The following is a 12,726-nucleotide window of genomic DNA, read 5'->3' as shown; positions in this document are numbered from 1 at the left end:
CAGATGCCGGGTGGCTTCGGGAACCGTTCCCTGTTTCCGTTACAACGGTCCCTACGGTTCCGTAACCTACGGCGTCGTAAGTATGGCAGCGCGTCGGCCGGCGGCAAGGGCCCGTGAGTCTGCGCGTCCGCACGGACACCTATCCTTGGAGTCGGTCGGACAGCGCGGTCCGCTCTGTTTTCTTCCCGGATGTCCGGCCCGTATGCGGCAGCCGCCGCGCGAGACGTGCCTTCGGGGTCCCCTCCAGACGAGCTTCAACACTGCAAGGAGCCGCACCTGTGAGCAGTGCCGACGACCTGACTACGAGCACCACGTCGACCAGCAGCGAGCTGCGCGCCGACATCAGGCGCCTGGGTGATCTCCTCGGCGAGACTCTCGTCCGGCAGGAAGGTCCAGAGCTTCTCGATCTGGTCGAGAGGGTCCGCCGACTCACCCGCGAGGACGGCGAGGCCGCCGCGGAGCTGCTGCGCGGCACCGAACTCGACACCGCGGCCAAGCTGGTCCGCGCCTTCTCCACCTACTTCCACCTCGCCAACGTCACCGAGCAGGTGCACCGCGGCCGCGAGCTGCGCGCCAAGCGCGCCGCCGAGGGCGGACTGCTCGCCCGTACGGCCGATCGGCTGAAGGACGCCGACCCCGAGCACCTGCGTGCGACGGTGCGGCACCTCAATGTCCGCCCGGTCTTCACCGCGCACCCCACCGAGGCCGCGCGCCGGTCGGTGCTGAACAAGCTCCGGCGCATCGCCGCGCTTCTGGAGACCCCGGTCATCGAGGCGGACCGCCGACGCTACGACACCCGTCTGGCGGAGAACATCGACCTCGTCTGGCAGACGGACGAGCTGCGCGTCGTCCGCCCCGAGCCCACCGACGAGGCCCGCAACGCCATCTACTACCTCGACGAGCTGCACGCCGGCGCCGTCGGGGACGTACTGGAAGACCTCACCGCCGAGCTGGAGCGGGTCGGCGTCAAGCTGCCCGACGACACCCGTCCGCTGACCTTCGGCACCTGGATCGGCGGCGACCGGGACGGCAACCCGAACGTCACCCCGCAGGTCACCTGGGACGTGCTGATCCTCCAGCACGAGCACGGCATCAACGACGCCCTGGAGATGATCGACGAGCTGCGCGGCTTCCTGTCGAACTCCATCCGCTACACCGGCGCCACCGAGGAGCTGCTCGCCTCCCTCCAGGCCGACCTGGAGGCGCTGCCCGAGATCAGCCCCCGCTACAAGCGGCTGAACGCCGAGGAGCCCTACCGGCTCAAGGCCACCTGCATCCGGCAGAAGCTGGAGAACACCAAGACGCGCCTGGCCAAGGGCATCCCGCACGAGAAGGGCCGGGACTACCTGGGCACCAGCGAGCTGCTCGGCGACCTGACGCTGATCCAGACCTCGCTGCGCGAGCACCGCGGCGGACTGTTCGCCGAGGGGCGGATGAACCGCACGATCCGCACGCTGTCCGCGTTCGGCCTCCAGCTCGCCACGATGGACGTCCGCGAGCACGCCGACGCCCACCACCACGCCCTCGGCCAGCTCTTCGACCGGCTCGGCGAGGAGTCCTGGCGGTACGCGGACATGCCGCGCGACTACCGGGGCAAGCTGCTCGCCAAGGAGCTCAGGTCCAGGAGGCCGCTGGCCCCCTCGCCGGCGCCGGTGGACGCGGCCGGGGAGAAGACCCTCGGCGTGTTCCAGACCGTCAAGCGGGCGCTTGAGGTCTTCGGGCCCGAGGTCATCGAGTCGTACATCATCTCGATGTGCCAGGGCGCCGACGACGTGTTCGCGGCGGCCGTGCTGGCCCGCGAGGCCGGTCTGATCGATCTGCACGCCGGCTGGGCGAAGATCGGCATCGTGCCGCTGCTGGAGACCACGGACGAGCTGAAGGCCGCCGACACCATCCTGGAGGACATGCTCTCCGACCCGTCCTACCGGCGTCTGGTGGCGCTCAGGGGCGATGTCCAGGAGGTCATGCTCGGCTACTCCGACTCCTCCAAGTTCGGCGGCATCACCACCTCGCAGTGGGAGATCCACCGCGCCCAGCGGCGGCTGCGTGACGTGGCGCACCGCTACGGCGTACGGCTGCGCCTCTTCCACGGCCGCGGCGGCACCGTCGGCCGTGGTGGCGGTCCCTCGCACGACGCGATCCTCGCCCAGCCCTGGGGCACCCTGGAGGGCGAGATCAAGGTGACCGAGCAGGGCGAGGTCATCTCCGACAAGTACCTGGTGCCATCGCTGGCCCGGGAGAACCTGGAGCTGACCGTCGCGGCCACGCTCCAGGCGTCCGCCCTGCACACCGCCCCGCGCCAGTCCGACGAGGCGCTGGCCCGCTGGGACGCGGCGATGGACGTCGTCTCGGACGCGGCCCACGCCGCCTACCGCAGGCTGGTGGAGGACCCGGACCTGCCGGCGTACTTCCTCGCGTCGACGCCGGTGGACCAGCTCGCCGACCTGCACCTCGGCTCGCGGCCCTCCCGCCGCCCCGGCTCGGGTGTCTCCCTCGACGGACTGCGCGCCATCCCGTGGGTGTTCGGCTGGACCCAGTCGCGGCAGATCGTGCCCGGCTGGTTCGGCGTCGGCTCGGGCCTGAAGGCGCTGCGGGAAGCTGGTCTGGACACCGTGCTCGACGAGATGCACGAGCAGTGGCACTTCTTCCGCAACTTCGTCTCCAACGTCGAGATGACGCTCGCGAAGACCGATCTGCGCATCGCCCAGCACTACGTCGACACGCTCGTCCCCGACGAGCTCAAGCACGTGTTCGACACCATCAAGGCCGAGCACGAGCTGACCGTGCGCGAGGTGCTGAAGGTGACGGGCGAGACGGAACTCCTGGACGCCACCCCGGTGCTGAAGCAGACCTTCTCCATCCGGGACGCCTATCTGGACCCGATCTCCTACCTCCAGGTCGCCCTGCTCAAGCGCCAGCGCGACGCGGCGGCCGCGGGCGAGCAGGCGGATCCGCTGCTGTCGCGGGCACTGCTGCTGACGGTGAACGGTGTGGCGGCGGGCCTGCGGAACACCGGCTGACGGCCCTCTGAACACGACGGTGCCCCCCGAGCCTCTCGGGGGGCACCCTCTTTTGTGCCGTACGTCAGGTTTGTGCCGTACGTCAGGCCTTGCGGCGGCGGTACATCAGGTACCCGCCCGCGGCGACCAGGGCGGCCGCGATGCCGCTCAGCAGGCCCACCGGGGCGCCGTTGCCGGTCTCGGCGAGGTCGCCGTCGACGTCGCCCTGGGCGGACGGGGCGGCGGAAGCGGAGGCGGAGGGGGCCGCCGCGTCGTCCGAGGCGCTCGGGGCGGCGGTGGGCTCGGTGCTCGGGGCCGGGCTGCCGGACTCACCGGACTCCCCGGTGTCCTCGGAGTCCTCGCAGTCCGTCCAGAACACCTTGTGCTTGGCTGACCCGTTCTCCCCCTCGAAGTTCCAGAACAGCTTGTAGTGGCCGTCGGGCAGCGTCATGTCGTCGATGCGGCCGTGGCCCTCGGCGTCCAGGGTGAGCTCGCCGGACTTCACGATCTCGCCCTTGACGTCGGCCGTCGGGGCCCAGGCCTCGATGTGCCAGTCGACCTGCTGGCCGCCGTCGAAGCCGAAGGCGTCGAGGTAGAAGGAGCAGACGTGGGGCTCGTTGTGGCGGAGCTCCTCGTCGGTGGTGGCGTCGTGGATCTTCACGGTGCCGTTGTCCCCGGTCGGGGTGGCGTGGGCGGTGGCGGGGGCGAGGAGCAGTGCCGCCGCGGCGACGGCGGACACGGCGCCGGCGCGGGTGAGGGTACGCATGGGCAGTCCATCTTCGTGAAAACGAACGGGAAGATGTGGAGGGGGCAGCTCAGCTTCCAGCCACTTCTGACTCCAGATCAATCACGAACAGGCAACACTCCGTTTCTTCACAGGCTTACGCCCGCGTCACCGCCGTAACGCTGCTCAGACCGTCAGAAAAGCCGCCGTGAGCAAGGCGATTCCGGTGCCTGCCAGGGCCCATGCGGCGCGTGTCCGCCTGAGGCCGCCCGCCACCACGACCGAGGCCAGCAGCAGGGCGCCGCCGAGGGGGACCCAGGCGTAGAGGATGCCGGACGGGCCGGAGCGGACGACGTCGTCGGAGCCGGGCTTGATGACGACCGTGTAGGTCTGGCCCTTGCGGATCGCGGCCGTGTGCTCGATGGTGACGCGGTCGCGGGGCTGTGAGCCCTGGGAGATCGGGGTGTAGGGGCCGGTGCAGATGTCCTCGGCGCAGCGGGTCACCTCGACGGTGCCGCTCTCGCGCCCCTTGGTGAGCATCACGTGCTGGGCGGTCCCCCACGACGCCCACACGCCCGCGATCAGGATCAGCGCCGCGACCGTACCCATCGCCGCGACGCGTCCGAACCGCAGTGCGGTCACGGCGCCCTGGCTGGACATGACGGCTGTAGGCATGGCCGCGATCCTTGGCCATCGCCTTGCTGAAAGTCAATGTCGGTCTTGGCGGGAACTCCAACGCCGTCCCCCAACTTTCTTAAAATGAACGGATGGTGACCGGCACCGCGCTGCCGTGAGACGGGGGAGACCGATGAGCACACTGCTGTTCGTCCACGGCACGGGCGTCCGCCGGCCCGCCTGCACCGAGATGCTGACGCTGCTGCGCGCCACCATGCCCGGGCACACCCGCGTCGAGGAGTGCTACTGGGGCGACTGCTTCGGCGTACCGGACGGCGTGGGCACCGCGGCGCTGCCCGGCGCCGAACCCGTCGAGACCTACGCCGACGCGCAGTCCGTGCCCACCGACGACCTCGACGACGACGACCGCGCCGCCCTCACCTGGGGCCTGCTCTACGAGAACCCGCTGACCCCGCTGCGCCGCACCGAGGACAGCGCCTTCGGCGGCATGGTCGCCGACCGCACCGGCCCCCAGGTCGCCCGGCGCCTGAAGGCCCTGGCCGCCGAACCGCCCGAGGCCCTCGCCGCGCTCCTCGACGACGCGCGCGTGAAGGAGGAGTTCGCCGCCTCCGTCACCGCCGTCCTCGACAGCACCGAGGGCCAGGAGGCCGTCGCCCTCGGCCTCCGCCCCGGCGAACTCCCCTCCGCGCTCGCCACCGCCGTCATCGCCCACCTCCTCGGCGTCGCCCAGCACCGCGGCACCCCCGTCCTGTGGAGCACCGGCCAGCGCGACGAGGCCGTACGCGCGATCACCACTGCCCTCGGCGGCGTCCCGCGCAGCGCACTCGACCGCGCCGCCCTGCGCGCCTCCTGGTGGACCGCCCGCCGGTTCGGGGTGCTGGGCCGCGTGGAGAAGAACCGCGCCGAGCTCATGACCGGCGTCCACCCCAAGCTCGGCGACGTCCTGAAGTACCTCGCCCGCGGCCACCGGCTGCGCGCGTTCATCCGGGACCGCCTCGCCGAACTCGGCCCCGCCGACGGGCCCGTCGTCCTCCTCGGCCACAGCCTCGGCGGCATCGCCGCCGTCGACCTGCTCATCGAGGAGGAGGCCGGCGGCGTCGACCACCTCGTCACCGTCGGCACCCAGGCCGCCCATCTGCACGAGATCGGCGCCCTGCCCAGCCTCGACCCCGGCAAGCCGCTGCCCGAGCACTTCCCCGCCTGGACCAACTTCTACGACAAGCGCGATCTGCTCGGCTTCGCCGCCGCCGCCGTCTTCCCGCGCCGCGTCGACGACATCGAGATCAACACCAACGAGCCCTTCCCCGCCGCCCACAGCGCCTACTTCGCGCACCCCGGCTTCCAGCGGCGGCTCGCCGGCATCCTGCGGGACGGCGCATGAGCGCGGAACTGTCGGGGATCACCCCCGAGCGCACCCGGGCGATCCTCGTCGGCGTGGAGGCCTACGCCCCCGGCCCGTTCCCCGACCTCCCGGGCCCCGCCCAGGACGCCCTCGGCCACGCCCGCCGGCTGCGCGAGAACGGCGTACCGGGCGACCACATCCGGCTGTGCGTCTCCCCGCTCGACCACCACCGCGAGCAGACCGCAGCCACCGCCGACGAACTCGGCATCCCCCTCCTCGGCGCCGACTACGGAACCGTCCACCGGATCATCGCGGAGGAACTGCCCGAGTGGGACGCCGATCTGCTCTGGCTCACCTGGAGCGGCCACGGCGCCATCACCCCCGGCAGCCACCGCCACCTCCTCATCCACGAAGCCGGCAGACCGTACGAGGACGCCGCCGCCCTGTGCACCGACAACCTCCAGAGCGCGCTGCTGTACAACCCCCGCTACCAGCGCATCCGGCACAAGGTCGTCAGCATCGACGCCTGCCGCAACCAGGTCGAGAACCTCGACGCCTTCAGCGAGAACCGCATCGGCACCGCACCCCCGACCCGCACCACCAGCCGCCTGCTGCTGATGCACGCCACCCAGGACGGCGACATCTCCTACGGCGACGACCGCGGCGGCGCCTTCACCCGCGCCCTGCTCGCCGAACTCACCGCGGCCGAAGGACCCTGGCCGCCCGACCCACGGCCGCTGATCGAGCACGTCCGCGCCCGGATGGCGGCGGACCCCGACGCGCCCCAGATCCCCGCCATCGACGCCCGCACCTGGGACGCCGAACCCCTGCACTACGCCGGCTACCGCCCCCGCACCCGCCCCTCCTGGCTGCTCACCACCGACGCCGTCCTGCGCCGCCTCGGCAACCGGGCCACGTACCTCACCAACGACGCCCTGCCCTACGTCGTCCCCGAGGACCCCGAGCACCCGGCCCGGCCCGAGAACCTCCTCGCGCGCCTGGACGAACCCGGCCGCGGACGGCTCGGCGCCCCCGGCTGCGGACTGCTCCTCACCGGCCTCGCCGGAGCCGGAAAGACCCGTACCTGCCTGGAGACCGCCCGCCTCGCCGAGCGCAGCGGCTGGCAGGTGCTGCACATCCAGCAGGCCGGCGCGCTGTCCGCCCGGGTCCTGTTCGAGGAGATCCAGGAGGAGTTGAAGGACCGTCAGGAGCAGAAGCTGCTGCTGGTCCTGGACTACCTCGACCAGTACAGCCTCGACCTGCGCGAACTCGCCGACCTCCTGCACGCGGAACGCGCCGAGGGCGCCCGGGTCGCCTGCCTCGCCTCCGTCCGCCCCGGCGCCCTGGCCGACGTACGCAAGAACGGCTCGCGCACGCTGTTCGAGGAGGTCGAACTCGAACAGGACCAGACCCATCTGCTCACCGTCGCCGCGGGCATCTTCAAGAAGGTCGCGCCCAACGCCCTCGCCGCGTGGGGCCCCGAGAAGATGGCCGAGATCTGCGGCACCCGGCCGATGCTCACCCTGCTGCTGGCCCTCGCCTTCGAGGGCGCCCTCGACCAGCAGGACCGGCACGGCGACCGGCCCGCCGCACCACCCCCCGCGGACCTGGTCGACTGGCTGAACCACCGCACGCGCCGCGACCTCGTCGCCGCCGACTCCGCGGGTGACAGGCGCCGGGAGCCCGACCCCGTCCTGGTCCACGCCAGCGCCCTCGCCACGCTCGCCTGCGTCCAGGAACGCGGCGCCGTGGAAGACGCCGTCGACCGCTTCCTCGAGACCCGGCCGGGCACCGGCCACACCGGCGAGAGCATCGTCGACAACCTGGAGGCGCTGGGCTGGCTCGTCGCCGCCGCCGACGGGCCCGACACCATCGACACCATCCACGACATCGTCACCGACCAACTCCTGGAACAGAGCTGCCTGCCGCAGGCGCTCACCGTCGACACCCCCGTCCTGCGCGCCTTCCTCGACGCTCTCCTCGGCGACCTCACCGGCTTCCGCCGGGCCGTCGCCCACCTCAGCCGCTGGACCCACGACCAGAACGACCACGTACGCAAGAAGCTCGGCACCACCCTGTCCAAGTGGCTCGCCCGGCGCGCCGAGGACGTCCTCGCGCTGCTGCTGTCCACCCCCGACCAGGGCATGCGCACCATCGTGTCGATGATCTCCGCCACGCCCTGGCAGCAGGGCGTCCTCGACACCTGGGCAGCCCTCGCCGCCCCCTGGATCGCCGCGACCACCCAACCCGCCCTGGTCCGCGCCCTGTTGACCGACGCGATCCGCAACAGCCCACGGCCCGTCCCGACCGTCCTGCTCGATCAGGCCCGCGCCTGGCTCGACGCGCACACCCCCACCGACCTCGACGCCCTCCAGCTCATCAGCGCACTGCGCCGCACCGACGGCCTGGACAACGACGTCCGCGCCCACCTGGACGCCCTCACCCACGTCTGGCTCGACGCCCACGGCACCACCCGCGAAGCCCGGTACGCCCTGCTCGCCCTGCTCACCACCCAGCGCGACGAAGACCCCGCGGCCGACCCCACCGTCATCGACCACGCCGCCCGCACCGCCATCGCCCTCGCCCAGCAACTGAGCGGCGAGCCGGACACCGAACGCCTCATCACCGCCCTGATGCGCACCGCCCCGCCCGACGAGGACGACAGCGACCTGCTGTACACCGCCGCCCGCGACTGGCTGTACCAGTACCGCGGCCGCGAACGCGCCACCTTCCTGCTCTCCGCCGCCCTGCGCCGCCGCGACCCCGAGGTCAGGCCCGGCCTCGTCGAACAGACCGCCCGCTACGCCCTGGACTGGCTCGACATCCACGGGCGCAAGGAGAAGGCCTGCTTCGTCCTGCACGACGTCCTCAGCCGCCGCGGCCAGCCCTCGACGATGGAGAAGCGCGCCATCGACCACGCCCTGACCTGGCTCACCCGCAACGGCACCACCACGCAGGCCTCCTTCGTGCTCCAGCCGCTCCTCCAGGCCCTGCGCAGACAGCGGCCCGCCGCCGACCCCGACGACCTCACCGAGGCCGTCAACCGCACACTGGCCTGGGCAGAGCCGAACCCGACCGAGCCCGGCGCCGACTTCGTCATACGGCGCCTGCTGCAATGGCAGGGCCTCTCCACCCGGGACCTGAGCGAGTCCACCATCGTCCGCAGGGCCCTGGTACCGGCCGTCGCCTGGCTCGACGCCTTCGGCAGCGACGCCGATGACGACCGGCTCCTGAAGGCCGTGTTCTTCCGCATGCAGGACCTGACCCAGCAGCAGACCGAGCGCGTCACCGCCGTCGCCCTGAACCGGCTCCCCGAACCCCCCGGCACACCGCAGGAGAGCGACCGCCACATCATCAGCGGCCTGCTGCGCGCCAGACCCCTGTCCCCCGCGACACAACAGTCCGCCTTGGCCCGCGCGGCTGCCTGGCTCACCGCCCACGGCACCTGCCTGGAAGCCTCCCTGGTCCTCGGCCCCTACCTCCTTCTCGCCCAGGAGGAGGACACCCCCACCGACACCAGGAAGACCGGCGCGACCATCGCCCTGGAATGGCTGCGCACCTACGGCCGCACCCCGCAGGCCTTCGCCGTCCTGCGCAAAATGCTCTTCTACTGGAAGGTGGCCACCGACACCCTCGACGCCGGCCAGGTCATGCACACCACCATCGACCACATCCTCGACTGGCTGGAGGACCCCGAGGCGCACCGCCCCCGGCCCACCGTCACCGACGACACCGGCGACGAGGAACCCGCCGAGCGCACCCCGGACGACACCGAGGCCGAGGCCACCGCCGACCCCGACAACTACCGCAGACAAGTCCTCCTGCGCGTCCTGTTCCGCTTCGGCGAACGCCTCACCACCGAGCAGGCACAGCGCGCCGTCGACAACGCGCTGCGCTACTACCGCGACCAGTCACGGGATGCGATCGGCGACGACAATGCCCTGCACTACGTGCACCGGCTGCCGCCACTGCCCCCCGAGACCGAGCAACGGCTGCTCCGCCAGATCCGGCGGGTCCTCACCCCCGGCATGACCGACCCCGGCGACGCCCGGCTCCTCCAAGCCGTCGTACGACGCCTCAGGTCGGCCGAGAACCCCGACCCGCGGATCGTCGTACGGGTGGTGAACTGGCTCGACCAACATCACCGCATCCCCCAGGCCGGGTTCGTGATCTGCCATCTGATCCAGTTCGAGAACCTCCCGCCGGACGCGGCACAGCCCACACTCACCCACGCCCGGAACTGGCTGAAAATACACGCCGACGCCCAGGAGGCCGCCTACGTCCTCGCCGCCCTGCTGCGCCACATGGAACGGGCGGGAACCCCCGACGACGGCACCGTCGGCCAGTCCCTCGACTGGCTCACCGAGCACCGCCTGAGCCCACCCGCCTGGCGCGTCATCTCCCGCCTCGCCGACTACGTCCCGGCAGCCGAACACCGCGCCACCCTGCACCAGTACGCCGTCGAGTGGGCCGAAGCCAACCCCGACTGCGACTCCGACCGCCTCATGGCGACCTTCGCAGAGAGCGGGGAGGCTACGAGTTGTACGTCCCCTGAGCCCGCTCCAACCCCTCGATGACCAGACACTCCACCGCGTCCGCAGCCCGGTCCACGAAGTAGTCCAGCTCCTTGCGCTCGGTCGAGGAGAAGTCCCTCAGCACGAAGTCGGCGACCGGCATCCGCCCGGGCGGCCGGCCGATCCCGAACCGCACCCGGTGATAGTCCGCACCCATCGCCTTCGTCATCGACTTCAGACCGTTGTGGCCGTTGTCCCCGCCGCCCAGCTTCAGCCGCAGAGTTCCGAAGTCGATGTCGAGCTCGTCGTGGATGGCGACGATGTTGGCGACCGGCACCTTGTAGAAGTCCTTCAGAGCGTTCACCGGACCCCCGGAGAGGTTCATGAACGACATCGGCTTCACCAAAATCACCCGCCGGTTCAGCGGCCCGGGCGGCCCGATCCGCCCCTCCACGACCTGCGCCTGCGCCTTACCGGCCCGCTTGAACCTCCCCCCGATCCGCGCGGCCAGCAGATCCACCACCATGAACCCGACGTTGTGCCGGTTCATGGCGTACTCGGGTCCGGGATTGCCGAGGCCGGCGATGAGCCAGGGGGCGCTCGGGTCGGAAGTCACGTCCATGTCTCCTTGATATGCCACAGCCGCCGCTTCCGGGGAAACGGCGGCTGTGTCGGCGGTGAGCAGTGAACAGCTCAGGCTCAGGCCTCGGCGGCCTCTTCACCCTCGGCGGCCTCTTCGCCCTCCGCGGCCTCCTCGGCCTGCGCGGCCAGGACCTGCAGAACGACCGCGTCCTCCTCGACGGCCAGCTTCACACCGCTGGGCAGAGTGATGTCCTTGGCGAGGACGGAGGCGCCGGCCGCCAGGCCCTCGACGGACACGGAGACGGACTCGGGGATGTGGGTGGCCTCGGCCTCGACCGGAAGCGCGTTCAGCACGTGCTCCAGCAGGTTGCCGCCGGCGGCCAGCTCGCCCTCGGTGTGGACCGGGATCTCGACGTTGACCTTCTCGCCACGCTTGACCAGCAGCAGGTCGACGTGCTCCAGGAAGCCCTTCAGCGGGTCGCGCTGCACGGCCTTCGGGATCGCCAGCTCGTTGGTCTTGCCGTCGATGTCCAGGGAGATCAGGACGTTCGGCGTACGCAGCGCCAGCAGCAGGTCGTGGCCCGGCAGGGTCAGGTGCAGCGGGTCCGAACCGTGGCCGTACAGCACACCGGGAACCTTGCTGTCACGGCGGATACGACGCGCGGCACCCTTGCCGAACTCGGTACGCGTCTCCGCGGAGATCTTCACCTCGGACATACTGATCACTCCTCGTATGGGTGAGAAACGGACAAGGTCACCCGGCCACGAACGGCCTGCTACGAAGAGCGCGTCGATAACGGACAGCCGTACCGCAATGAGTACGGCCTCCCTCGCCGAGCAACTTCAGCAGTCTACTCGGCAGGAGAGGCCGTAAGAAAATTGATCAAGCGGCTTACTGCTCGTCGAACAGGCTCGTCACCGAACCGTCCTCGAACACCTCACGCACCGCGCTCGCGATCGTCGGCGCGATCGACAGCACCGTGATCTTGTCGAGGTCGTCCGCCAGCTCACCCGGCGTCGGCAGCGTGTTGGTGAACACGAACTCGCTGACCCGCGAGTTCTTCAGACGGTCCGCCGCCGGACCGGACAGCACACCGTGCGTCGCCGTCACGATGACATCCTCCGCACCGTGCGCGAACAGCGCGTCCGCCGCGGCGCAGATCGTGCCACCGGTGTCGATCATGTCGTCCACCAGGACACAGACCCGGCCCTTGACCTCACCCACGACCTCATGGACGGTGACCTGGTTCGCCACATCCTTGTCACGCCGCTTGTGCACGATCGCCAGCGGCGCGCCCAGCCGGTCGCACCAACGGTCCGCGACCCGCACCCGGCCCGCGTCCGGGGAAACCACCGTCAGCTTCTCGCGGTCCACCTTGCGGCCCACGTAATCCGCCAGCAGCGGCAGCGCGAACAGATGATCCACCGGGCCGTCGAAGAAGCCCTGAATCTGGTCCGTGTGCAGATCGACCGTGAGGATCCGGTCCGCACCCGCCGTCTTCATCAGGTCCGCGATCAGACGCGCCGAAATCGGTTCACGACCACGGTGCTTCTTGTCCTGCCGCGCGTAACCGTAGAACGGCACAATCACCGTGATGGAACGGGCCGACGCACGCTTCAGCGCGTCGATCATGATCAACTGCTCCATGATCCACTGATTGATCGGAGCCGTGTGGCTCTGGATCACAAAGCAGTCAGCACCACGAGCCGACTCCTGATAACGCACATAGATCTCGCCGTTGGCGAAGTCGAAGGCCTTCGTCGGGACGACCCCGACACCCAGCTGGTGGGCGACCTCCTCGGCAAGCTCGGGGTGGGCGCGGCCGGAGAAGAACATCATCTTCTTCTCGCCGGTCGTCTTGATCCCGGTCACAGCACTGTCTCCTCAGAGGTATCTCAGCTGGATGTCGAGAGGCCGCACCAGCCCGT

At 70.6% G+C, this 12,726-nt stretch carries 8 protein-coding genes; 3 read left to right on the top strand and 5 right to left on the bottom strand.

The genetic code is table 11. The features are described from left to right. The first annotated feature begins 278 nt into the window (after positions 1-278). Positions 279-3,020: a phosphoenolpyruvate carboxylase gene (gene ppc, locus H4N64_RS19760; RefSeq protein ID WP_186283700.1), complete on the top strand. Its 2,742-nt coding sequence runs from the start codon at positions 279-281 to the stop codon at positions 3,018-3,020. A gap of 82 nt (positions 3,021-3,102) precedes the next feature. Here ppc and H4N64_RS19755 read toward each other — a convergent pair whose 3' ends face one another. Together H4N64_RS19755 and H4N64_RS19750 are read right to left on the bottom strand one after the other, a co-directional pair. Next, the gene (locus H4N64_RS19755) at positions 3,103-3,765 is read right to left on the bottom strand and encodes an LPXTG cell wall anchor domain-containing protein (RefSeq protein WP_186283699.1); all 663 of its coding nucleotides are present in this window, start codon (positions 3,763-3,765) and stop codon (positions 3,103-3,105) included. A gap of 144 nt (positions 3,766-3,909) precedes the next feature. Next, positions 3,910-4,398 (bottom strand): hypothetical protein, encoded by a 489-nt coding sequence (locus H4N64_RS19750; protein ID WP_186283698.1) that lies wholly within the window; start codon positions 4,396-4,398, stop codon positions 3,910-3,912. Positions 4,399-4,531: 133 nt separating this feature from the next. On the opposite strand from H4N64_RS19750, the gene H4N64_RS19745 reads away from it, so the two are divergent. After that, the gene (locus H4N64_RS19745) at positions 4,532-5,740 is read left to right on the top strand and encodes a lipase family protein (protein WP_186283697.1); all 1,209 of its coding nucleotides are present in this window, start codon (positions 4,532-4,534) and stop codon (positions 5,738-5,740) included. Continuing rightward, entirely contained in the window at positions 5,737-10,278 is a 4,542-nt protein-coding gene (locus H4N64_RS45175; RefSeq protein WP_186283696.1) for a caspase family protein, read from the top strand. Before H4N64_RS19745 ends, H4N64_RS45175 begins: the two co-directional genes overlap by 4 nt. Here the strand turns inward: H4N64_RS45175 and pth are convergent. The 3 genes from pth to H4N64_RS19725 form a co-directional block, all read right to left on the bottom strand. Continuing rightward, positions 10,235-10,837, bottom strand: coding sequence for an aminoacyl-tRNA hydrolase (gene pth, locus H4N64_RS19735; RefSeq protein ID WP_186283695.1), 603 nt, complete (start codon positions 10,835-10,837; stop codon positions 10,235-10,237). The two genes, H4N64_RS45175 and pth, sit on opposite strands and share 44 nt — an antisense overlap. Before the next feature lie 77 nt (positions 10,838-10,914). After that, positions 10,915-11,514 carry a 50S ribosomal protein L25/general stress protein Ctc gene (locus H4N64_RS19730; protein ID WP_186283694.1) on the bottom strand — a complete coding sequence of 200 codons (600 nt, stop codon included), beginning with the start codon at positions 11,512-11,514 and terminating at the stop codon, positions 10,915-10,917. Between the two features lie 175 nt (positions 11,515-11,689). Continuing rightward, complete coding sequence (locus H4N64_RS19725; RefSeq protein WP_186283693.1) at positions 11,690-12,670, bottom strand: ribose-phosphate diphosphokinase; 981 nt, start codon at positions 12,668-12,670, stop codon at positions 11,690-11,692. Positions 12,671-12,726: the final 56 nt, after the last annotated feature.

The sequence above is a fragment of the Streptomyces cupreus genome, assembly GCF_014257025.1.
Taxonomy (GTDB): Bacteria; Actinomycetota; Actinomycetes; order Streptomycetales; family Streptomycetaceae; genus Streptomyces; species Streptomyces cupreus.
The sequence above is the reverse complement of the archived record's forward strand: the minus strand, read 5'-3'. Positions and strand labels throughout refer to the sequence as shown.

Coding starts and splice junctions, on each gene's coding strand:
- H4N64_RS19730 (WP_186283694.1), bottom strand. CDS start 11,514: ATGTCCGAGGTGAAGATCTCCGCGGAGACGCGTACCGAGTTCGGCAAG.
- H4N64_RS19745 (WP_186283697.1), top strand. CDS start 4,532: ATGAGCACACTGCTGTTCGTCCACGGCACGGGCGTCCGCCGGCCCGCC.
- H4N64_RS19755 (WP_186283699.1), bottom strand. CDS start 3,765: ATGCGTACCCTCACCCGCGCCGGCGCCGTGTCCGCCGTCGCCGCGGCG.
- H4N64_RS19750 (WP_186283698.1), bottom strand. CDS start 4,398: ATGCCTACAGCCGTCATGTCCAGCCAGGGCGCCGTGACCGCACTGCGG.
- H4N64_RS45175 (WP_186283696.1), top strand. CDS start 5,737: ATGAGCGCGGAACTGTCGGGGATCACCCCCGAGCGCACCCGGGCGATC.
- pth (WP_186283695.1), bottom strand. CDS start 10,837: ATGGACGTGACTTCCGACCCGAGCGCCCCCTGGCTCATCGCCGGCCTC.